This window comes from Salinicola sp. CPA57, from assembly GCF_003206035.1.
GTDB classification, from domain to species: Bacteria; Pseudomonadota; Gammaproteobacteria; order Pseudomonadales; family Halomonadaceae; genus Salinicola; species Salinicola socius.
Genome location: NZ_PZJR01000003.1, coordinates 728,934 through 751,290, shown reverse-complemented (window position 1 = coordinate 751,290; position 22,357 = coordinate 728,934). Strand labels below are relative to the sequence as shown.

The 22,357-nt window shown below is 61.2% G+C and carries 21 protein-coding genes; 6 read left to right on the top strand and 15 right to left on the bottom strand.

Annotated elements, in window-relative coordinates:
• From DOM36_RS19970 to miaB, 8 genes are all read right to left on the bottom strand, one after another.
• Entirely contained in the window at nt 1-1,113 is a 1,113-nt protein-coding gene (locus tag DOM36_RS19970; protein ID WP_157958562.1) for a hypothetical protein, read from the bottom strand.
• A 703-nt stretch (nt 1,114-1,816) separates the two neighbouring features.
• Nucleotides 1,817-2,728: an MFS transporter gene (locus tag DOM36_RS05710; protein WP_110641772.1), complete on the bottom strand. Its 912-nt coding sequence runs from the start codon at nt 2,726-2,728 to the stop codon at nt 1,817-1,819.
• 127 nt (nt 2,729-2,855) lie between these two features.
• On the bottom strand, nt 2,856-4,229 hold the full coding sequence (locus DOM36_RS05705) for a VOC family protein (RefSeq protein WP_110641770.1): 1,374 nt from the start codon (nt 4,227-4,229) through the stop codon (nt 2,856-2,858).
• Nucleotides 4,230-4,420: 191 nt separating this feature from the next.
• Nucleotides 4,421-5,908, bottom strand: coding sequence for an apolipoprotein N-acyltransferase (lnt, locus tag DOM36_RS05700; protein ID WP_110641768.1), 1,488 nt, complete (start codon nt 5,906-5,908; stop codon nt 4,421-4,423).
• Between the two features lie 98 nt (nt 5,909-6,006).
• On the bottom strand, nt 6,007-6,900 hold the full coding sequence (locus tag DOM36_RS05695; RefSeq protein WP_075569326.1) for a transporter associated domain-containing protein: 894 nt from the start codon (nt 6,898-6,900) through the stop codon (nt 6,007-6,009).
• 291 nt (nt 6,901-7,191) lie between these two features.
• Nucleotides 7,192-7,677 carry an rRNA maturation RNase YbeY gene (gene ybeY, locus DOM36_RS05690; protein WP_110641765.1) on the bottom strand — a complete coding sequence of 162 codons (486 nt, stop codon included), beginning with the start codon at nt 7,675-7,677 and terminating at the stop codon, nt 7,192-7,194.
• Nucleotides 7,674-8,678: a PhoH family protein gene (locus DOM36_RS05685; protein ID WP_083941596.1), complete on the bottom strand. Its 1,005-nt coding sequence runs from the start codon at nt 8,676-8,678 to the stop codon at nt 7,674-7,676. The genes ybeY and DOM36_RS05685 overlap by 4 nt, the downstream gene beginning before the upstream one ends.
• Before the next feature lie 235 nt (nt 8,679-8,913).
• The gene (miaB, locus tag DOM36_RS05680) at nt 8,914-10,263 is read right to left on the bottom strand and encodes a tRNA (N6-isopentenyl adenosine(37)-C2)-methylthiotransferase MiaB (RefSeq protein WP_110641764.1); all 1,350 of its coding nucleotides are present in this window, start codon (nt 10,261-10,263) and stop codon (nt 8,914-8,916) included.
• A gap of 263 nt (nt 10,264-10,526) precedes the next feature.
• Here miaB and DOM36_RS05675 point away from each other — a divergent pair, with 263 nt between their 5' ends.
• The 3 genes from DOM36_RS05675 (at nt 10,527) to DOM36_RS05665 (ending at nt 12,393) form a co-directional block, all read left to right on the top strand.
• On the top strand, nt 10,527-10,856 hold the full coding sequence (locus tag DOM36_RS05675) for a DUF1820 family protein (RefSeq protein ID WP_075569322.1): 330 nt from the start codon (nt 10,527-10,529) through the stop codon (nt 10,854-10,856).
• Nucleotides 10,857-11,126: 270 nt separating this feature from the next.
• Nucleotides 11,127-11,744 carry a TIGR04211 family SH3 domain-containing protein gene (locus DOM36_RS05670; RefSeq protein ID WP_075569321.1) on the top strand — a complete coding sequence of 206 codons (618 nt, stop codon included), beginning with the start codon at nt 11,127-11,129 and terminating at the stop codon, nt 11,742-11,744.
• Between the two features lie 16 nt (nt 11,745-11,760).
• Nucleotides 11,761-12,393, top strand: coding sequence for a thiopurine S-methyltransferase (locus tag DOM36_RS05665; protein WP_110641761.1), 633 nt, complete (start codon nt 11,761-11,763; stop codon nt 12,391-12,393).
• A 106-nt stretch (nt 12,394-12,499) separates the two neighbouring features.
• Here the strand turns inward: DOM36_RS05665 and DOM36_RS05660 are convergent, their stop codons facing one another.
• From DOM36_RS05660 to ggt, 7 genes are all read right to left on the bottom strand, one after another.
• On the bottom strand, nt 12,500-13,093 hold the full coding sequence (locus tag DOM36_RS05660) for a YajG family lipoprotein (RefSeq protein WP_110641759.1): 594 nt from the start codon (nt 13,091-13,093) through the stop codon (nt 12,500-12,502).
• Nucleotides 13,094-13,197: 104 nt separating this feature from the next.
• The gene (locus DOM36_RS05655; RefSeq protein ID WP_110641757.1) at nt 13,198-14,328 is read right to left on the bottom strand and encodes a TOBE-like domain-containing protein; all 1,131 of its coding nucleotides are present in this window, start codon (nt 14,326-14,328) and stop codon (nt 13,198-13,200) included.
• Nucleotides 14,325-15,152, bottom strand: coding sequence for a sulfate ABC transporter permease subunit CysW (cysW, locus tag DOM36_RS05650; RefSeq protein WP_110641755.1), 828 nt, complete (start codon nt 15,150-15,152; stop codon nt 14,325-14,327). The genes DOM36_RS05655 and cysW overlap by 4 nt, the downstream gene beginning before the upstream one ends.
• Nucleotides 15,152-16,006: a sulfate/thiosulfate ABC transporter permease CysT gene (gene cysT / locus DOM36_RS05645; protein ID WP_075571114.1), complete on the bottom strand. Its 855-nt coding sequence runs from the start codon at nt 16,004-16,006 to the stop codon at nt 15,152-15,154. The genes cysW and cysT overlap by 1 nt, the downstream gene beginning before the upstream one ends.
• On the bottom strand, nt 16,003-17,031 hold the full coding sequence (gene cysP, locus DOM36_RS05640; RefSeq protein WP_075571115.1) for a thiosulfate ABC transporter substrate-binding protein CysP: 1,029 nt from the start codon (nt 17,029-17,031) through the stop codon (nt 16,003-16,005). Before cysP ends, cysT begins: the two co-directional genes overlap by 4 nt.
• Before the next feature lie 141 nt (nt 17,032-17,172).
• Nucleotides 17,173-18,417 carry an MFS transporter gene (locus tag DOM36_RS05635; protein WP_198651200.1) on the bottom strand — a complete coding sequence of 415 codons (1,245 nt, stop codon included), beginning with the start codon at nt 18,415-18,417 and terminating at the stop codon, nt 17,173-17,175.
• 126 nt (nt 18,418-18,543) lie between these two features.
• Nucleotides 18,544-20,223 carry a gamma-glutamyltransferase gene (gene ggt / locus DOM36_RS05630; RefSeq protein ID WP_198651218.1) on the bottom strand — a complete coding sequence of 560 codons (1,680 nt, stop codon included), beginning with the start codon at nt 20,221-20,223 and terminating at the stop codon, nt 18,544-18,546.
• A 294-nt stretch (nt 20,224-20,517) separates the two neighbouring features.
• Between ggt and rpe the strand changes: the two genes are divergently transcribed.
• From rpe to DOM36_RS05615, 3 genes are read left to right on the top strand one after another with little or no spacing between them, the layout of a single operon-like run.
• Complete coding sequence (gene rpe / locus DOM36_RS05625) at nt 20,518-21,204, top strand: ribulose-phosphate 3-epimerase (protein WP_075571118.1); 687 nt, start codon at nt 20,518-20,520, stop codon at nt 21,202-21,204.
• A gap of 6 nt (nt 21,205-21,210) precedes the next feature.
• Nucleotides 21,211-21,552 carry a GIY-YIG nuclease family protein gene (locus DOM36_RS05620; RefSeq protein WP_110641749.1) on the top strand — a complete coding sequence of 114 codons (342 nt, stop codon included), beginning with the start codon at nt 21,211-21,213 and terminating at the stop codon, nt 21,550-21,552.
• Between the two features lie 45 nt (nt 21,553-21,597).
• Nucleotides 21,598-22,344, top strand: coding sequence for a ParA family protein (locus DOM36_RS05615; RefSeq protein ID WP_075571120.1), 747 nt, complete (start codon nt 21,598-21,600; stop codon nt 22,342-22,344).
• Nucleotides 22,345-22,357: the final 13 nt, after the last annotated feature.

The following is a 22,357-nucleotide window of genomic DNA, read 5'->3' as shown; positions in this document are numbered from 1 at the left end:
TTAACTCTCCAGTCTATTTCGCCTGTCTGTCAATATTTTCTTATAAAGTCTGATTTTTTTTAACTCGGCTTCTAGTAGTACATCCTCTTTTAGAACCTCGTCAATCATTTCTATTATCTCTGTCAAACCTGTTGGATCATCTACGTAATGAGCCTTTGCTATCACATCTGTAAATACGCTGTCGATTATCATTGATAGTTGGAAAATGTCATCTGTTGCTTTTCCGAGTTTGATTAACTTGTGCAATATGTTTCCAAGTTTCTCGTATACAGTTGAAATGATAGTTTCCCGTTCAACCTTGATTTCCAGAAGATTATCGCCTCTACCGTCGTGAATAGCGTTTATCATACCCTTAAGCAATTGAGGTTGTTTTATTTTGTTGCAAATACACGGTTGAGTTTTCATGTTGCCGTAGCTCAATACCGTTATATACGTATGTTCGAGAATTTCTAATCCTGTTTTTAAATCATATGCGTTGAAAATTGTTTTGCTGTTTTTATAACTAATGTCACCAAATCTTTTTTCTGCTAGTGATTCAAGTTGTAGTAGTTCACCCGCGTCAAGAATTAGCAATAACTCTTTTTTCGACAGCCCATCTTGCTTTACATCGATTATTGTGCTGATGCTTATCATTGTCATTCTTAGGTTTGGAAAGCCTTTGCCTTTCATAATTGGAATCGTTTGTTCAACGATTCTTGTTAAGCAGCGTTCAGGCGAATTAAACGGAAATAAAAGCTGATAAAGCTCTTCTTTGTTCTTAAAGCGTATTGTTTGATGATGGATTCTTTCAATTGACTCTAGTTTTTCAAAAAATATACGACGGTGTTTGTCGTACCTCTCAAATTCTATGCTTTCGAGTTGTTTCTCGATTAGCGTGTTTTGTTTTTTAAATTGTGCTAGTACCACTAGTAAAGTAGCAACTGCTGAGAATGATGCTAGTAGCCCAAAAGTTCCAGATAAGAGTGAACCAAAATCGCCCCAGTTGCTCGATTCGCTTGAATAGCCGGTACCCACGTTTCTAACATATTGGTACATTATGAAGATGCACAAACCTACTACGCAGGAAATAAAAATCGTTATCGGTCTTGGTATCAATCTATCTTGCTTATTCACCCATGTTCCCCTAAATATCTTTTTTAATTTCTATGCAGCATTCTATCAGCGTGGAGAATGTACACACGCCAGACGACAGCGTTTATATTGCCATTATCTCGATTCAACAAAAAGAATGTATGCGTCCCCGCACGGTGGATATCACCGAATGGCTGATCGTTCAGCACACACCGACCGTTATAGATTTTGAACCTGTAGCTAGCATGATACTCGATCATAACGCCGGGCGGCGGTAGACGTTGGCGAGCATCGATCCAGCCATGAGCCTGCAAGCGTCGTTTCCATTTTTGCGCTTTCTGATGAAGATCCCCCCATCGCGGGGCAACATCTTTTTTCGGTGCGTGCATAGCAGCCTCTCAAGCACTGTTCATACATACAGTATATCGAGAGGCTGACAATTCGTGGAAGAGGGTAGGGTTAACGGCCTAGTTTTTCGTCGACAAGTTGCTGATTCTCAATACAAAATTGATCCCAAACTATCCGACCTAGATCGTTTTTGATGTCCTCGAATTTCTGAAAGATAGAAGGGCTAGCGATTCGTATCGATGGTTTCCTAACAAAATCAATTAGATAGTCATCGCCGATGACCGTGATTTTCAGTTCATAGTTTGCTATCGCAGTGTGTAGCGTCTCACGCTCAGTGATAGCAACCTCTGTCGCGAGATAAAGCGACCTTCCAGCAGACAGCAGGCGTAAGGCTGGATCAGTTATTGTGATATCGAAATCGTTTGCGCTCAGTGACATGCGTGTTCGTTCCCATCGTTCTATTGGTTAACGACACTTCACCTTTCATGGTCGTGAAGTAGGTGGTAAACATGTAGAACGACAGTGCCGTGACCGAAATGAACGCGCTAAGACTGACGATGGTTGCAGCGTGCAGACGGACAGTTTCCTTCAGCGGTGCCTGCGGCACGGCATGTTGCGCCTTCAAGGCCCGGAAGGCGGGAGACTCGTCCAGACGCAGGCGCATGTAAAGGCCGACCAGCCCCAATGGTGCAGCGACCAGAAAGGGGATCCGCCAGCCCCAGGCATTCAACGCCTCGTCGGTCAGCAGGGCGCTGATGATGAAAGTCAGTGCCGCCGCGGTGGCGAAAGCCAGAAAGGTCGAAACCGGGACGAAACTCCCGTAGCGGGCCTTGCGGCGGGTTGGCGCGTGTTCCATCACGAAGGCGCAGGCGCCGGCATACTCACCGCCAGCGGAGAAGCCCTGAACGCAACGGGCGAGCGCCAGCGCCAGCGGCGCGAACAGTCCGACGCTGGCATAGGTCGGCAGCACGCCGATCAGTGTCGTCGCGCCGGCCATCAGCAGCACGGTGATCGCCAGTACGCGCTTGCGCCCGATTCTGTCGCCGAGCATGCCGAAGAAAACGCCGCCCAGCGGGCGAAGGGCAAACGAGACCGCGAATACCGCAAACGTCTGCAGCAACGCCAGTGAATCGTCGCCCGGAGGAAAGAAATGCTGCGAGAGGATCACGGCCAGAAAGCCGTAGACGGCGAAATCGAACCACTCGACGAAGTTCCCGATCGCCGAAGCCGCGATCACCTTGCGTAACGTCGGAAGATCGACATCACTCGGGGCCGAAGCGGTCGCATTGTTATTGTTGACCGAAGCCATTGCCTGTCTCCATGGGTTTTCGAGAGGGAAGCTCTCAGACTATGGTGACGGGCGATGGGCTATCGCCATTCAGGCGACGACAACTGTTCTGGCCGCGACTTTCAACGAATCGATACGGTGGCTTCGTTCAGCCATCGAGCCCCAATTGCTGACGCACTCGCGTCAGCGAATCTTCCTGCAGTCGGCTGTACAGCTCGAATTCGTCATGGACCGGCCGGCCGAGGGCGAGTTCGAAAGCGCCCTGGTTGGACTCGCTGGCATAGGCTTGGTGCTGGGCATCGCCGAGGTTCGACTGGAAGATGCCTGCGGCGCTGACCGGCAGAAAATCCTCGTAGGTGATCGGCGTGGCATCGATCCAGCCAGCCTCCATGGCATCGTCGAGCGAGGCCGGGGCCGTCGCCCCGCCGGCCAGCCGCTGACGACCGTTCTCGCTGATCCGATAGCGGAAATAGGCGAGCGCCTCACGTCGAAGCGTTGGCAGGTCGTCGGGAAACGCGGCGAAACACTCGCTCAGCTGGCGCTGATGGGAGAGGTTGTCGCTGGCGGTCGGCGCCTGACGGGATCGGGTCAGTAGCTCGTCGTACAGCGCTCGTCCCTTGGCTGTCAGCGCGACGCCACGCTGCTCGATCTCGCCGAAACGGGCGGTGTGAGTGCCGCCGTCGCTGTCGGCGAAGCGCACGGATTCTTCCAGCGCCTTGAAACTGGTCTGGCGCAGCAGGATAGGCCATTCGCGTCGGGGCGGCCCTTCGATGACCGCCTTGGGCGTGATGCCGTAGTCGGGCATTGCGGCCTGAGCCGCGTCGATATCCAGCGTACGCGGGGTGAGATGGTTGATATGCGGGCCGCGGAAGCAGACCACGTCCGCCACGAGGCGGTGCGCGTCGTGCAGCGCCTGGTAGGTTTCGTGATCGACGGTTGCGTCGCGATGCCAGCGGAAGGTTTCCAGAATTTCGGTCACGAACCGCTCGGCCTGGTCGCTATCGAAACCGCCCTGACGCTCGCCGATCGCGACCAGCGCTCTCGCACCGGACGTGAAGATATCGCGCTCGGCCAGAATGGCAGCTGCCTGGCGGCGCAAGGCGTCTTCCTCGATCAGCTCCAGACGTAGCAGCGAGGTGAACACTCGGAACGGGTTGCGCTTGAGCGAGTTTTCATCGATCGGTCGAAAGGCGGTGGAGTGAACGGGAACGCCAGCCTCCGACAGATCGTAATAGCTCACCGGAAACATGCCCATCAGCGCAAAGACGCGTCTCAGCATCGACAGCTCTTCGGTGGTGCCGACGCGAATCGCGCCGTGGCGTTCGACGTCCAGACGCGACGTCTCGTCGTGGGCGCTCAACCGGTCGGCCAGCGCCGGATCCGCCTCGAGCGTGGCGCGGTTGATATTGGCGACCAGCTCGAGCAGATCGCCATATTGCGGCACCTCCTGGCGATACATGTCGGACATGGCTTGCGAGAAGGCGCTGCGGATATCGTCGGGGGAGACCAGTGGCAGTGTCATGACACGCTCGATGACCGGAAATGAAGACCTCCATCCAACGCTATCGGTTGTCTGGAGGCAAGTCCCGCACGCTGGCTTGGAACCAATCGATAAACGCGCGTCGCATATCCGGAATTCGTCGGTCGCCCCAGAGGAGGCGGCCACGCCTCAGGCGCTCGATGGCCTGGGGTGTGGCGGCGTGGAGCGGTCGCTTATCGAGACCGATGGGCCTTTCTCACCACCGCCGGGGCCAGCAGCAACAACGACAGCAGCCAGGTCGGCCAGCTGCCGATGCGCGTGAACGGCGTCAGCCCGGTCATCGGCACGACGTCGCCGACGACGCTGACGGTCTCGAACTGTGGGCCCCGTTCCTGCAGCCGTCCTTGATCGTCGATGATCGCGGTGACGCCGTTGCTGGTGGCACGAACGACGTAGCGTCCATTTTCGAGGGCGCGTAACCGGGCCATCTGCAGATGCTGCAGCGGCCCGATCGAGCGACCGAACCAGGTGTCGTTGGAAACCGTCAGCAGCACATTGGCGTCGCGGGCGCGCTCGGCAACCAGGTCGGGATAGACGATCTCGTAGCAGATGGCGCTGCCGATGGCGATGCCATGGGTCAGGATTGGCGGCTGGGAGTCGGCACCGGCAGTAAAGTCAGACATCGGCAGGTTGAAGAAGTCGATGATCCCGCGCAGCAGGAAATCCAGCGGCAGGAATTCGCCGAATGGCACCAGATGACTCTTGCGGTACTCGCCGCGAACATCGCCGACGCCGGTAATCGCGTTGTAGTAGCGTCCGGCTTCGTCACGCTGGACGATACCGGTCAGCAGCGACGTCTCCGGAGGCAGCGTCGACTGCAGGCGCGCCATGAACGGTCGAGCCTCTCTCTCGAACATCGGCAGCGCGGTTTCCGGCCACACGATGACGTCGACGTCGTCGGGCAGTTGACGCGTCATCCGGCTGTAGGTGTTGACGGCGTTGCGCTGCCCCTCGGCGCTCCATTTGGAGAGCTGGGGCAGGTTGCCTTGCAGCAGTGCCATGCGCACTGGATCGGCAGCCTGCGTCGTCCAGTGGTTGGGCAGGGCCAGCGGCACCAGCCACAGCAGGGCGATGGGGGCGATGGCCCACCAGCGTCGACGACAGAATTCGACCAGAAGCGTGCCGCTGAGCGCGACGATCAATGACAGCAGGTAGACGCCGCCGATCGGCGCCCAGGGTGCCAGCGGCGAGTCGACCTGCGCGCTGCCCAGCAGCAGCCAGGGAAAACCGGTGAATGCCCAGCTGCGAAGAGCCTCACCCAGCACCCACACGCCAGCGAAGCTGAGAAACGCCAGGCGCGGTGAAGTGAATCGTCGGTAGAGGCCGAAAACCAGCGCGGGAAACAGGGACAGCGTGCCGACGAACAGCGCGGTCAGGAACAGTGCCAGCGGCACGCCGGTGTAACCGTAGTCGTGGATCGAGACGTAGACCCAGGACGTGCCGCTGCCGAAAAGCCCGACCCCGAACAGCCATCCGCGCAGGGCAGTCTGACCGACGCTCAATCGGTGGTGGCCGAGATACATCAGGGCCACGGCGATCGGACCCAGCCACCATAAGTGGAAGGGGGCGAAGGTGAGCGTGGAGAACCCGCCGGCGAGCAGTGCAGCGAGATAACCCGGCCAGGGTCGGCGGTCGGAAATCAACGGCTTGGCTTGCGGCATGTCAGGGGCACTCCTTGCGAAAAGTGCCCTTATATCAAAGTTGCCGCGGGAATGCGCTGGTGTCATGGCACCAGCGCGGGGGAAGCATCGTCAGGGGATCAGCTCTCGATGCGTCGTGGCGACTCCGTTTCGACCTCGGCCGGTACCGGTTTGGCCTGCAGCAGACGAATGCGGCGATTGTCGGCGTTGAGCACGGTGAAGCGCCATTGGCCGAGATCGGTATACTCGTTGCGGCCGGGTAGATGGCCGAAACGTTGCATGATCAGGCCGCCGACGGTGTCGAACTCGTCGTCGGAGAATTCGGTATCGAAGTGTTCGTTGAAATCCTCGATCGGCGTCAGCGCCCGTACGGCGTAAGTGCCGTCGCCCATGTTGCGAATGTCCTCTTCCTCGTCGGTATCATGCTCGTCTTCGATATCGCCGACGATCTGCTCGAGGATATCCTCGATGGTGACGATACCGGCGGTCCCTCCATACTCGTCGACCACGATCGCCATGTGGTTATGCGTATCGCGAAACTCCTTGAGCAGACTGTTGAGGCGCTTGGACTCGGGAACGAACATCGCCGGACGCAGCACCTCGCGCAGTTCGAACGTCTCGCGCTCATCGGTATTGTCCTTGAGCAGCGGCAGCAGATCCTTGACCAGCAGGATGCCCAGCACGTCATCGAGGTTGTCGTCGATGACCGGGTAGCGCGAGTGGGCGGTCTCCAGAATGATCGGCAGGCAATCTTCCGGGCGCTGCGCCACGCTGATGGCGGTGACCTGGGAGCGGGGAATCATCACCTCGCGCACCTGCTGATCGCTGATCTGGAACGCGCCTTCGATGATGGTCAGCGCATCCTGATCGAGATTGAGCCGAGGGCCGGCCTCGCGCAGGAAGGTGAGTAGCTCCTCGCGGGAGCTGGGTTCATCGAAATCGCTAGAGAAGGTACTGATGAGTTTTTCAAGCCAGGAACGACTGCTCTGGCTACTCGATCGGTCTTCGCTCATGACTGTGGTCTCTTGTCCTCGGATGACGCACGGAAAGGGGAAACGATACTGCGGGGGCGTAGCAAACGAAAGCATGGCCACGCCGAACTCGGCGCGCGCCCGGTGGTGGCGCGTGCTGAATCGATGATCGTTATCCAAAGGGGGCCGTCCGCGATCCGGAGGCGGCCAGGCGGAGGCTCGTCGGGCGGTTCGGCCGGCAAGCCAGGGGTCTCGCTGGATCCTTCCCACATCAGGCGGGAAGATCGGGTCGGTGTCGGCATGGTGCTGAGTATTGGCGCTTCGCGTCGAGGTCTAGGCATCGGATTCCGGGTCGACCAGGCGATACGGGTCCGCAATGCCAAATTGAGTGAGCAGGGTTCTTTCCAGCGACTCCATCTGCTCGGCTTCCTGATCATCTATATGGTTATAGCCGAGTAAATGCAAGCAGCCGTGTATTACCAGATGGGCGTAGTGATCGTGGGTCGACTTGCGCTGTTCCCGTGCTTCATCCACCACGATGTCGTGACAGATCACCAGGTCACCGAGCAGGGGCAGCTCGAGCCCGGGCGGCGTCTCGAACGGAAAGGAGAGCACGTTGGTCGGCTTGTCCTTGCCGCGATAATCGCGGTTGAGCCGTCGACTCTCTTCGCGCTCGACGAAGCGGATCGTCAATTCATGACGTGCGTCACCTTCACGCTCGAGCACCGCGCCGACCCAGGCTTCCAGGTCCGCCCGCGTTGGCAGCGCGACTTCGGCCGCGGCGCTGATGACGACCTGGCGATCGATCTCGGGGCTCATGAGTCGTCGCGGTCCCGATGGGGTTCGGCATCGAGCCGCGCCTGGCGACGATCTTCCCGGCGTTGACGCTGGGCGCCTTCCTCGGTCGCCTCGTGAATGTCGTAGGCTTCGATGATGCGCTGCACCAGCGGATGCCGAACGACGTCCTTGGGCGCGAACTGCGTGATCCCGATGCCCGCGGTATCGCGCAGCACCTCGAGCACGTGGATCAGTCCCGAACTCGAGCCTCGCGGCAGGTCGACCTGGGTCGCATCGCCGGTGATCACGGCGGTCGAACCGAAGCCGATCCGGGTCAGAAACATTTTCATCTGCTCGCGGGTGGTGTTCTGGCTCTCGTCGAGAATGATGAACGCATTGTTGAGCGTTCGGCCACGCATGTAGGCCAGCGGCGCGATCTCGATGATCTGTCGCTCGATCAACTTGTTGACGTGCTCGAAGCCCAGCATTTCGTAGAGGGCGTCATAAAGCGGGCGCAGGTAGGGATCGATCTTCTGCGCCAGATCGCCCGGCAGGAAGCCGAGCTTCTCGCCAGCCTCTACCGCCGGACGCACCAGCAGAATACGTCTGACTTCCTGGCGATTGAGCGCTTCGACCGCCGCCGCCACCGCCAGATACGTCTTGCCGGTGCCCGCGGGGCCGATACCGAAATTGATGTCGTGGCGACGAATGCTGGCGACATACCCCTGCTGATTGAAACCCCGGGGTTTGACCAGCGTTCGCGGGGTCCGGATGAGCAGACCGCCAGCTTCGATGTCGCCGGTCTCCTCCTCCAGCGCCTCGACGCCCGACTCCTGCAGATAGAGATGCACCGTGTCCGGGGTCAGCTCGTCGGCTTCGGTTTCGCGGTAGAGATGCTCGAGCACGTTCGCCGCCGCCTTGACGCTGGCGTCCGGCCCGGCCATCTGGAAGACATTGCCACGATTGCGCAGCGTGACGTCCAGGCGCGCCTCGACCAGCTTCAGGTGTTCGTCGCGTTGACCGCAGAGATTGGCCAGCCGCATGGGGTCGTTGGGTTCGAGTGTCAGAGACACGACGCGATTGTCAGACTGTTGGTCTTGGGTCAACGCAAAGAGATCCGTTCGGTTGAAATAAGTTGATTTGGAAAAAGATGCGATCTTGAAAAGCTGTCACCAGCTTACTGCGCCGCTTCCTGCCGGAGCAATGATCAGGATTAATCCTGTTCGTGTCCGGCAGGAAGCGATGCATCGACCTTAGATGAGGTCGATCGAGGCTAACTCAATGGCGCTCGGCGGATATCAGTTCGCCGCGCAGCGAATTGGGTAGCGCTTCGGTGATGGTGACGTCGACGAAATAGCCGATCAGCGAGGTCGGATCGTCGGCCCGGAAATTGACCACGCGGTTGTTTTCGGTCCGCCCGGACAGCTGCGCCGGATCCCTGGGCGAAAATCCGGTGACCAGAATCCGCTCCCGATTCCCCACCATGCGGCGGCTGATCTGCAGCGTCTGTTGATTGAGTCGATCCTGCAGGAGGGCCAGGCGCTGCTTCTTGGTCTCTGCCGAGATGTCGTCCGGCAGGCTGGAGGCCGGCGTGCCGGGGCGCTTCGAATAGATGAAGCTGAAAGAAGCGTCGAAGCCGATGCGCTGGATCAGGTCCATGGTGTCTTCGAAGTCGGCGTCGGTCTCCCCGGGAAAACCGATGATGAAGTCCGAGGAGAAGCTGATGTCCGGACGCAGGGCGCGGATGCGCTCGAGCTTGTCGATGTACATGTCGCGGCCATGGCCACGCTTCATGGCGGCTAGGATGCGGTCCGAGCCGGACTGGACCGGCAGATGCAGGTGGCTGACCAGCTCGGGTATCTCGCCATAGGCTTCGATCAGGCTGTCGGTGAACTCGACCGGATGCGAGGTGGTGAAGCGGATGCGATCGATACCGTCTACAGCCGCCACGCAAGCGATCAGTTCCGCCAGATCGATCTCATCCCCGCTCTCGTCCAGACCGCGATACGCGTTGACGTTCTGGCCCAGCAGGTTGATCTCGCGCACGCCCTGTTCGGCCAGATGCACGATCTCTTCCATCACCGATTCGAAAGGTCGCGACACCTCTTCGCCCCGGGTGTAGGGCACGACGCAGAAAGTGCAGTACTTGGAACAGCCCTCCATCACCGAGACGAACGCGGTCGCGCCATCGGATTTGGGCTTGGGCAGATGGTCGAACTTCTCGATCTCGGGGAACGTCACATCCACCGTCTGGATCGGTGACGCGCTCTTGCTGCGGGCGTCCAGCATGGTGGGGAGTCGGTGCAGGGTCTGCGGGCCGAACACCATATCGACGTGAGGCGCGCGCTTGCGGATGTTCTCGCCTTCCTGGCTGGCGACGCAGCCGCCGACGCCGATGACCAGATCCGGTTTCGCGGCCTTCAGCTTTTTCCAACGGCCGAGCTGGTGAAACACCTTTTCCTGCGCCTTCTCGCGAATCGAGCAGGTATTGAGCAGGATGACATCGGCTTCACTCTCGTTGTCGGTCAGTTCCAGACGATGAGATTCACCGAGCAGATCCGCGATACGGCCGGAGTCGTACTCGTTCATCTGACAGCCGTGGGTCTTGATGAAGAGCTTTTTCGTCATAGATTGCGTTGCTGCGACCATGCGCGCGTCACCGATGCCCCGTGGAGAAAAGAGAAGATGGAAACAGAAAGCGGCTGAGGCGGAGAGTGCGCCGTTAAAGCCATCTCGAAAACGCGGCATTATACGGGGGATGGCACGATACAGCCAACCCGCGCTGCTCGCATGGCGCGGTGGCTGTGGTAACCTTGCGCCTATTTGCCGCGCCAGGATCACGGGTGAGTCGCCCGACGATATGGCGATGATATCGAGAGAGCCGTTCATTTATGCCCAGCAAGCCGATCTATCGGGTAGTGTTCCACAATCAGGGCGAAGTCTGGGAACTCTACGCCAGAGAGATCTTTCAAAGCGATCTGTGGGGCTTCATCGAAGTCGAAGCGTTCGTGTTCGAGGATCAGTCCAAGGTGGTCGTCGATCCCGGTGCCGAGAAGCTTAGACGGACGTTCGATGGCGTCAATCGCAGTTATATTCCCTACAGTGCCATCGTGCGTATCGACGAGGTCGAACGCGGTGGCGTGGCAAAGGCGGTCAAGGCGGAGGGCAATGTCACCGAGTTCCCGCGCCCGATGGCCTGGCCGCCCCGGGATGATGGCTGAGACGACAGAGTTCCACGGATCGAGCCTGGAAAGGCGGATCCCGGATACCTCGCGTTGGTTAGATTTTCACCAATTTGTCGTCAATGCCGAGGCAGCCGGCGGATGGCACGATCGCTACGCAGGTTGTCCAAACGGTTATCCACAGAAAGTGTGGATGATTGATTCACCGGCTTCGCAGGAAGCGAGGCCGGTCTCATCGTCGCCCAATCCATCGTTACGTGAACAGCGTTACCCAACCGTTATCGACCAGCCACTTAAGATCACGACGATATGTTGAAAATTCGAAATGCAGTAGTGGGTTGCGCCCTGAGCGCGGCTCTGTTTTCCGCTTCCGCCGTGGCTCAGGATGGTCACTGGATCAGTGATTCGTTGACCACGTTCGTGCGCAGCGGCCCGACCGACGGTTATCGCATCGTCGGCACCCTCACCAGCGGTGACCCGGTCACGGTGCTGCAGACCCAGGGCGACTACACCCAGGTCCGCGGCCCCGAAGGCGACGAGGTGTGGGTCCAGTCCCAGTTCGTCCAGGATGAGCCCAGCGCCCAGCAGCAGCTGCCGGCATTGCAGAAGAAGGTCGATCAGTTGACCACGCGTCTCAACGGTATCGATGACGAGTGGAATCAGCGTGTCGCCGATATGCGCAGCGAGCTCGAGAGCCGTCAGGCTCAGGCCGACGATCTCCAGGCCACCAACAATCAGCTCAACCAGGCCTATTCGCAGGCGGAGAGCAAGATGCGTGAGATGCAGGCGCGTCTGGACACCCAGGAAGAAGATCTGCTGATGCGCTATTTCATGTATGGCGGCGGGGTCGCTGCCGCGGGCCTGATCGTCGGGCTGATCGTGCCGCATCTGCCACGTCGTCGGCGCAAGCGTGACCGCTGGTTCTGAGTCTCCGAGAAGCGTCATGACCACGACCGACTGGCTGCAGCGCTGGCAGCAGGGGCGCATCGGCTTTCATCGCGAGGCGGCCCATCCGGCGTTGCCGGCCCACTGGCAGCGGCTCGAGATCGAGGCCGGTGCCAAGATTCTGGTGCCGCTGTGTGGCAAGAGTCGTGACATGCGCTGGCTGGCCGGGCGCGGCCATCCGGTGCTGGGTGTCGAATTGTCGCCGCTGGCCGTGGACCAGTTCGTCGCGCAGCTCGATCAGCCGGCGCTGCGCTATCGTCAATCGGGCTTCGAATGCACTCGCCAGGGCAGTGTCGAGTTGTGGTGTGGCGACTTCTTCCATTTCCAGGTGGATCAGGCAGCGGAGCTCGCCGGCTTCTATGATCGTGCCGCCCTCATCGCGCTACCGCCGGCGACGCGTCAGCGCTACGCCCATCATCTGGCGCAGCTGCTGTTGCCGGGCACGCGAGGCCTGCTGGTGACGTTGACCCACCAGGATCCCGAGCGTGGCCCGCCGTTCAGCGTGAGTCATGAGGAGGTGGAGGCGTTGATGGCACCCAATTTCGAACTGAGTCTGCACGACGTATCCGCCGCCGAAGAGGGGCTGGTCGAAAGTGTCTGGGAGCTGACGAGAAGGGGCCCCGCGATCTAACTGATGTTGATGCGCCAACCGTTGAAGTGCCAAAACGACGAACCGCCNNGGCGGTTCGTCGTTTCCGTCGGTTCGTCGTCTTCGCTGAAGCGCGTTTCCAGGGCAGTCAGCGCGCCAGCAGATTGGCCAGCTGCTGATCGCGGAACGTGCGATCCAGCGCGTTGCTCAGCAGTTCACTGACCATGCGGTTGTTGGTGTCCCAGTCCGGCTTGAGCGCGTAGCTCTGCGAACGCTTGGCGGTATAGCGCCCGGTGTAGGTATCGCCACCGTTGGCGGCCTCGGCCTGAATGATCGCTTGCAGCTGCGAGGCACCCAGCAACGGCTGCTCGGCAGTGCCACGCATGTAATCCACCTCGGCCAGGGTCAGGGTCAGCGAGGGCCCGTTGCCGCTCTGGCTGGTCGGGTTGAATCCCATACTGCGAAGGGCATTCTCCGCCTGCGCGCGAATCTTGGGGATCACGTCATTCGCCTCGACGGTAATCGTCGAGGTTGCCGATGCCGTGCCGGATCGCGTGCCGATGACGCTACTCTTGCGACCGTCGACGATCTCCAGCGATACGGACTGACCGTTGCCGGCGTGCGGGAAGCCGCCGCTGACCTTGGGGCTAACGGACAGAATCTGCGGGCTCTGAGCGCAGGCCGTCAGCAGACCGAGCAACAGCAATGTGGCTGTACACTTGAGTGCAAACCATTGACGCATAACAGTGAACCTCTCGAATCGTGGGAGCGTACGGGTCCATTATAGACACTGCCCGGTCGTTTCCGGAATGCGGATGAAGCTTTGGCCAGAGCGCCAGACCGTCATCAGGAAATCGACAGCGGCGCCAGCGTCTGCGGGCGCGGCGTATCGAAGCGGTGCAGGCGGCTGGGTTGCGCGTAGAGCCGCTTGCCGCGGGTGATCGCCAGACGCTCGAAGTCCGCATGACTGATCGTTGCCAGCCACGGTTCGCCGAGCCAATCGGCCTCCAGTTCGATACGGACCTCGGCGCCCACCGGCACCACCGCGGTAACGCTGACCGGAAGATGGGCACGGGGCCCTGGCTGGTCGTCCAGGCGAATCTCGTGGGGGCGCAGCAGCAGTTCCCGGCGACCATCTTCGACGCCGGGCACCGCCACGCGTGCATTGCCGCAGGTCAGCACTTCGTCTTCGATATCGCCCTCGAGCCGGTTGACGTCGCCCAGGAACTCGAACACGAAGCGGTTGGCAGGCTGGCGATAGAGCGTATCCGGCGTCGCGATCTGCTCTACCCGACCATTGCTCATCACCACCACGCGATCCGACAGTTCCAGCGCCTCTTCCTGATCGTGAGTCACGAACAGGCTGGTGAAATGAAGCTCCTCATGGAGATGGCGCAGCCAGCGTCGCAGCTCCTGGCGGACCTTGGCGTCGAGCGCACCGAACGGCTCGTCGAGCAGCAGCACGTCCGGCTTCAGGGCCAGGGCGCGGGCCAGCGACACGCGCTGCTGTTGACCGCCGGAGAGCTGGGCGGGGAAACGTTCGGCGAAGTCCTGAAGCCGGACCATCTCGAGCAGCTGCATCACCCGGGTGCGGATCTCCCCGCTCGAGGGCCGCTGCGAACGCGGCATGGCGGTGAGGCCGAAGGCGACGTTGTCGAACACGCTCATGTGGCGGAACAGCGCATAGTGCTGGAACACGAAACCGATGCGCCGATCGCGCACGTGAACGTGGGTCACCTCGCGCTCGCCGAAGTGGATCGTTCCGCCGTCGGCCTGCTCCAGCCCGGCCACGATGCGCAGCAGCGTGGTCTTGCCGGAGCCGGACGGGCCGAGCAGCCCGATCAGCTCGCCATCGTGGATGTCGAGATCGATGGGCTCGAGGGCGCGGGTGCGGCCGTCGTCCTTATGACCATGGCCCTTGGAACCACGGCCCTTATTGTCATAGGTCTTGTCGATCTGCGAGAGGCGAATACTCATGTCGCGGTCTCCCGGCGCGCGGCGCGCCATTCGAGTGCGGCCTTTGCGGCCAGCGTCAGGAGTGCCAGTAGCGCGAGCAGCGAGGCGCTGGTGAAGGCACCGACGGTGTTGTAGTCCTGATAGAGCTGTTCGACCTGCAGCGGCAGGGTGTTGGTCTGGCCGCGGATCGCCCCGGCGACCACCGAGACGGCACCGAACTCGCCGACCGCGCGGGCATTGGTCAGGATCACGCCGTAGAGCAGCGCGTGGCGAATGTTCGGCAGTGTGACGCGACGGAAGATCGTCCAGCCGGAGGCACCGAGCGTCACCGCGGCTTCCTCTTCACGCGAACCCTGGGCCTGCATCAGCGGAATCAGTTCACGGGCGACGAACGGGCAGGTGACGAACACCGTCACCAGCACGATCCCCGGCCAGGCGAACATGATCTGGATATCGTGGGCGTCGAGCCAGCCGCCGAGCCAGCCATTGCGTCCGTAGAGCAGCAGGTAGACCAGGCCGGCGACGACGGGCGATACGGCAAACGGGATATCGATCAGCGTCTGCAGCAGGCGTCGCCCCGGGAACGCGAAGCGAGTCACCAGCCAGGCCAGAAACACCCCGAAGATCAGATTGACCGGCACCGTGATCACCGCGACCAGCAGCGTCAGGCCGATCGCAGCCAGGGTGTAGGTGTCGCTCAGATTCTGCCAGTAGACATCGATGCCGCTCATCAACGCCTGGGCGAAGATTGCCACCAAGGGCAGCAGCAGGAACAGTGCCGTCAGCGTCAGGGCGATGCCGATCAACAGGCGGCGGACACTCGGTGCATCACCGATTCGGATCATCAGCCGCGCCCTCCATGCAGTCGCTTGATGAAACGTCCCTGCCACAGGTTGATCGCGAGCAGTAGGGCAAGCGAGGTCGCGAGCACGATCGAGGCGACCGCCGAAGCGCCGGCGTAGTCGTACTCCTGCAGCTTGACGAAGATCATCAGCGAGGTGATTTCGGTCTCGTAGGGTTTGCCGCCGGCGATGAAGATCACCGCGCCGAATTCCCCCAGCGAGCGTACGAAGGCGAGGCCGGTACCCGTCACCAGCGCCGGCCACAGGTAGGGCAGAATCACCCGGCGAAACGCTAGGCCATCGCTGGCGCCGAGGGTCATCGCGGCTTCGTCCACTTCGGCAGGCAGGTCTTCCAGCACCGGCTGCACGGTACGGACCACGAACGGGATGCTGGTAAAGGCCATCGCCAGGGCGATGCCGATCCAGGTGTAGGAGACCGAAATGCCCAGCGGCTCCAGCAGCCGGCCGATCCAGCCGTTGCTGGAGTAGAGCGTCGCCAGCGTGATGCCGGCGACCGCCGTGGGCAGGGCGAAGGGCAGATCCATCAGCGCATCCACCAGACGCTTGCCGGGGAACTCGTAGCGCACCAGCACCCATGCCATCAGCAGCCCGAAGACCGCATTGAACAGGGCGGCCACCGCGGCGGCGAGGAGTGTGACCGTGTAGCTGGCCAGCAGGCGGGGATCGGTGATCAGAAACCAGTACTGCGACCAGCTCAACTGCGAAAGCTGCCCGACCAGGCTGGTCAGGGGCAGCAGCAGCACCAGCGAGACGAACGTCAGCGAGACGCCGAGAGACAGACCGAAACCCGGCAGTACTCGGCGTTCGCGACGTCGCGTGAGAGCCTGGGCGATCATCGGCGCTGAAGTTGATCCAGTTCTCCGCCGCTGGCGAAGTGCGTTTTCATCGCTTCCGGCCAGCCGCCGAAGACATCTTCGACCCTCAGCAGTTCGGTCTGCGGGAACTGGTCACTGAATTCGGCGGCAACCTTCTCGTCGTTGACCCGATAGTTGAACCCGGCCAGCAGGCGCTGCGCTTCCTCGGTATAGAGGTAGTCGAGATAGCCGTTGGCCAGATCCTCGTTGCCGTTACGCTCGGCGTACTCGTCGACCACGGCCACCGGGAACTCGGCCAGAATGCTGACCGGCGGTACCACCACCTCGTAGTCGTCCTTGCCGTATTCGTTGCGGATGTTGTTGACCTCGGACTCGAACGTGATCAGCACATCGCCGATCCCGCGCTCGACGAAGGTCGTCGTCGCCCCGCGGCCGCCGGTGTCGAACACCTCGACGTTGCCGAGGAACGTCTTCATGTACTCCTCGATCTTCGCCTTGTCGCCGTCGAAGGCCTGATCGGCGTAACCCCAGGCCGCCAGATAGGTATAGCGTCCGTTGCCCGAGGTCTTGGGGTTGGGGAACACCAGCGAGACGTCGTCGCGGGCCAGATCGTCCCAGTTCTCGATCTGCTTGGGGTTGCCCTTGCGCACCAGGAACGCGGTGGTGGAGTAGTAGGGCGAAGCGTGGTTCGGGTATCGATCCTGCCAATCCTCGGCGACCAGGCCGGCGTCGGCGAGCACGTTGACATCGGTGACCTGGTTGAAGGTCACCACGTCGGCACGCAGTCCCTGCATGATCGAGCGTGCCTGGGTCGAGGAGCCACCATGGGACTGCTGCACGCTGACGGTCTCGTCGTGCTGGGCCTGCCACCAGTCGATGAATTTCGGGTTGACCGCGGCAAACAGCTCTCGGGCGATATCGTAGGAAGAGTTGAGGAGTTCACGCGGCTCGTCTTGCGCCTGCGCAGGCGACAGAGCACCCAGCGTCAAGGCCAGGCCGACGGTGGAGGCGGCGAATAGCGAGCGAGGTCTGGAAAACCCGAACATGTCAGTTCCCTGCGAATGATTGGCGATGATGGCAAGGCTAGGTAAATCTGAATGGAATGACAATTTGTTTTAATAGAACCTTTTATTATATTCGTGCGTAGGAATTCCATAAGCCTCGTCGCTTCGGTAAGCCGCCTCTCATCAAGCGCAGCTTTGCGCCACTCGGGATGGCTTGCCGATTCGCTTCAATCCGACCAGACCCAGCAGCGGCCCGGGCAGCAGCCACCAGGCAATCGTCGCCTCCCATGTGGGGAGCGCCGGCACCAGCAGGGCAATCGAGGCGGCCGAGATGGCGAAGCCGATGGCGTTCTGCAGTGTCAGCGCGCTACCGACCAACGTGGCTGGGCAGGCATTGGCGGAGAGCGCCGAGAACTGCGGGGAATCGATCACGGCGAGCAGGCTCCACAGGCCCAGAAAACCGACCAGCGTGGCGTAGCCGATGTGAGGCGCCAGCCATGGGTACGACAGGCAGCAGAGCGCCGAGCCAGCCAGCCCCGCCGCGGCGACTCGGCGGCTGCCGATGTGCTGACTCATCCAGCCGCCGAACCAGCAGCCAGGGGCGCCGATCGCGATCAGGGCGAACGATGTCATCGCCAGCGTTCTCGAGGAGATCGTCGGGTCTACGGCTATCAGCAGCAGAGGAATGAGCGTCCAGAGGGTGTAGAGCTCCCACATGTGGCCGAAGTAGGCGCCGGCCGCACGGCGGAAATCGGCGATCCGGAACGCCCCCAGGCCGGCCAGGCGCGATGACGTAGTGGCAGATGTCCTCTGCCCGCTCGGGGCATCACCCAGTCGCCAGACAGCCATGCCGGCCACCAGCGACAGCAGCGAGGCGATCCAGAGCGTCAGCCGCCAGTCGTCACTGTCGCCTGCCCGCCCGCGGCCACTTTGATCCACGAGTTCGCCCCCACTTTGATCCACGAGCCCACCTCCACTCCAGCCGATGCCGGACAGCAGATGGGGCATCGCAGTGCCCAGTACCAACATGCCGACCAGCCATGCCAGGCCCAGCCCGGTGCGACCCGGTGCCCAGCCGACCATCAGTTTCATGCCGATGGGGTAGATGCCGGCGAGCGACATCCCGGTCACCACGCGCAGCCCGACTGCCGACCCCAGACCGTTGGCGTAAGGCAGCAAAGCGTTGGAGAGGGCGCCGATCAGGCATGCCAGCGCGAATAGCCGGCTGGCCCGGGTGCGATCGGCAAGACCGCTGAGACCGAGACTGAGCGTGCCAAGCAGAAACCCGAACTGCACCGCGCCGGTCAGCCACCCCAGGTCGCCGGGAGAGAGTTGCCACAGCTGTTGAAGATCGTCGATCACCGCGTTGGGCGTGAACCACAGCGCGGTACCGAACCATTCGGCGATGGCAATAATGACGATCGGCATCGGCACTCCTTTGCGGATGAGACGTTCCCGGCCGCATCAAGCTGATCAGACGCCAGCGACCCGCAGCCCCTCGAAACCGTTGCAGCCCCTCCAAACCTTGGGTAAGGCGTCGGATCAGAGGCTCATTCAAAGACCCATGGCCGATGACGTCGAGCGTCGCGGATCGGCACCGCCGGTGAAGGTGCCGTCGTCCCCGATCAGAATGGACTGCGCCGCGCCCATCGCTTGCTGCTGGCTGACGGTGTGTCCCATGGCCTCGAGCAGGGCGATGGTATCCGGGCTGATGCCGTCTTCGATACGGATCTCGTCCGGCAGCCACTGGTCGTGAATTCGGGGGGCGCTGACCGCGCTCTGGATATTCATGCCATGGTCGATCACGTTCATCACGACCTGGAGCGTGGTGGTGATAATGCGTGAACCGCCCGGGCTGCCGGTCACCAGGAAGTTCTTGCCATCCTTCTTGACGATGGTCGGTGTCATCGAGGAGAGCATGCGCTTCTCCGGTTCGATCTTGTTGGCTTCGCCGCCGATCAGACCGTAAGCGTTGGGCGTACCGGGCTTGGCCGAGAAATCGTCCATTTCGTTGTTGAGCAGAAAGCCGGCGCCGTCGACGACGATACCCGAGCCGTAGCTGAAATTGATGGTGTAGGTATTGGAGACGGCCAGACCGCTATCGTCGGCGATCGAGAAATGCGTGGTCTCGTTGGATTCATAAGGCAGCGGCTGACCGGCGGCGATTTCCTTGCTCGGCGTTGCGCGGTCGAGATCGATCTGCGCTCGCAGTTCGTCGGCGTAAGCCTTCGACGTGATGCCCTTCAGCGGCACATCGACGAAATCGGTATCGCCGAGATACTCGGCCCGGTCGGCATAAGCGCGCTTCATCGCCTCGCTCATCACATGGATCGTCCGCGCCGAATTGAAGCCCATGGCATGGATGTCGTAACCCTCGAGGATATTGAGCATCTGCACGATATGCGCGCCGCCGGAAGAGGGCGGGCTCATGGCATAGATGTCGTAGCCGCGATAGGTGCCATGTACCGGCTCGCGAACCGTCGGCTGGTAATCGTCCAGATCCTTCGCCGTCATCAGGCCACCGTGCTGCCGCATTTCCGCCGTGATCAAGCGCGCCGTCTCGCCTTCGTAGAATTCACGGGGGCCATTTTCGGCGATGCGCCTGAGCGTCGCGGCCAGATCGGGCTGGCGGAATCGCTCGCCGGCACGATAGAGCGAACCGTCCGGCTTGTAGAACACCTTGCGGGTGGAGTCCCACTGCATGAGCCGCTGCCGGGACTGCTCGAGTCCTTCGGCGAATCGCGGCGGAATGATGAAGCCGTCGTCGGCCAGTTTGATCGCAGGCGCCAACGATTCGGCCAGACTCAAGGTGCCGTACTGATCGAGAGCCATGGCCAGGCCGGCGACGGTGCCGGGCACGCCGGACGCGTTGTGGGTGTCGCGCGAAAGCTCGGAGACGGCCTCGCCCTGTTCGTTCTGGAACATGGTTTCGTAGGCCGCGGCGGGTGCCTTTTCGCGATAGTCGATGGCGATGACCTTGTTGCTTCTTTCGTCCGAAATCAGCATGAAGCCGCCGCCACCGATATTGCCCGAGCGGGGCTGTGTCACCGCCAGCGCGAACCCGGCGGTAACGGCGGCATCGACGGCATTGCCGCCACCTGCGAGCACGTCGTGAGCGATCTGCGAAGCCAGGTAATGGCTGGTCGCCACCATGGCATGCTCGCCGACCTGGGGATGAAAGCGCTCGCCCTCGAGGATCGCCGACTGGGCTAGCGCCGGCGTCGAAAACGCCATCGAGAATGTCGCCGAGACAGCGGTGGTCAGGCAGAAGACGGAGAACGCGATGACCCGGCGAGCGGGCAGCGCGGCAGCAATGAAGCGAGGCATGAAATGTCCCCCAGAAGCATCGTTGTTGTATGTGACCGACGGGATACGCGCGGTCGAGGCCAGATGCAGTATAGAAAGAGTCGACGCCAACCGCTTCGTCGACTTCGGTGGCGCAGCGGTTTTACGTCCGGATCGGCCAAAGGTGGCGGTGCGTGCGCTAGAATGAGCGCCAGAAGCCAGCCTGCATAAGGATTTTCGCTCATGCGCGATTTCAAGATTGCCCCCTCGATTCTGTCCGCCAACTTCGCCTGTCTGGGACAGGAGGTCGAGGACGTGGTGGCATCGGGCGCCGATATCATCCATTTCGACGTCATGGACAACCATTACGTACCCAACCTGACGATGGGGCCGATGGTGTGCGAGGCACTGCGAAAGCATGGCATCACCGCGCCTATCGACTGCCATTTGATGGTCAAGCCGGTGGATCGGCTTATCGGGGATTTCATCGATGCCGGCGCCAGCTACGTGACGTTCCATCCGGAGGCGTCCGAGCATATCGACCGCTCGCTACAGCTCATTCGCAGCCACGGCTGCAAGGCGGGGCTGGTGTTCAATCCCGCAACGCCGCTTTCCCACCTGGATTACGTTATGGACAAGGTCGACATGATCCTGATCATGAGCGTCAACCCCGGCTTTGGCGGGCAATCCTTCATACCTGCGGCGCTCGACAAGCTGCGCGAGGCGCGTCGGCGCATCGACGCCAGCGGCCTGCCGATCCGGCTGGAAGTCGACGGGGGCGTGGGCCCGGACAATATCGCCGAGATCGCCCGAGCGGGGGCCGACACGTTCGTTGCCGGCTCGGCGATCTTCAAGGCGCGAAATCTCGATGATCCCAATCGCTACGACGGCGTGATCGGCAAGATGCGCTCGGCCCTCGCCGCGAGCTGACAGGGCATGTCGACGACCGCCGAAGCATCGACGCCGCCCGTCGAGCCGCGCCAGTGGTATCTCTATCTGGTCGAGATGGCCAATGGCGCGCTCTACACCGGCATCACCACCGATGTCGCCCGACGGTTCGCTCAGCACGCCCGCGGCCGTGGCGCACGGGCGCTGCGCGGCAAAGGGCCGCTGACTCTGCGCCACGCCCAGGTAGTCGGTAACCACAGCGATGCGCTCAAGCTCGAGGCCGCGATCAAGCGACTCAGCGCGGCCGGCAAGCGCCGCTGGATCGAGCAACATCGACTGTCATCGTTCTGTCACCAGATTGTCATCGTCCCGGATCCCGCGGCACCGTAGAATTCCAGTCACCGTCCGACGACGTCGACCTGGAACGCTTCGATCATGAAAGTGGTGGCACTGCACAACCTCAAAGGCGGCGTCGGCAAGAGTTCCGCCGCCGTCAACCTGGCCCGCGAAGCCAATCGCGATGGCCTGCCGGTACTGCTGTGGGATCTCGATGCCCAGGGGGCCTCGACCTGGATACTGGGCGGGGAGAACGGCATGAGCCGCAAGGTCGGCAAGCTGCTGTCGGGGAAGTCGCCGCTGGGTGAGCAGGTGCAGCACACCCCCTGGGAGCGTTTCGATCTGCTGCCGGCGGATATGCGACTGCGCGAGCTCGATCGTATCCTCGAGGACAAGGCCGAGGGCGACAAGCACCTCAAACGGTTGATCGCGCCATTCAGCGAGGAGTACGCGCTGATGATTCTGGACTGCCCACCCGGGCTCTCCACGCTGGCCGAACAGCTGATCCGCGCCGCCGATCGCATCCTGGTGCCGACGATTCCCAGCCCGCTGTCGGTGCAGGCGTTCTCGCGGATGCTGGCGCATCTCGAGCTCAAGAAGCGCCAGCGCGAACGCGTCCTGCCGTTTTTCAATCTGGTCGATCGACGTCGGCGTCTGCACTGCGAGTGGATCGATTCCCCGCCCGAGGCGTTGGGGCGGACGCTGGAGAACTGGATCCCCTACGCCAGCGACATCGAGCGCATGAGTCTCGAAAACCGGCCGCTGGCGGATCTGGCACCTCGCAGCCGCGCCACTCACGCCTATCGCCGTCTATGGCAGGAGCTCAAGACGGAATTGGGGGAGTAGCCGCGCCAAGGCT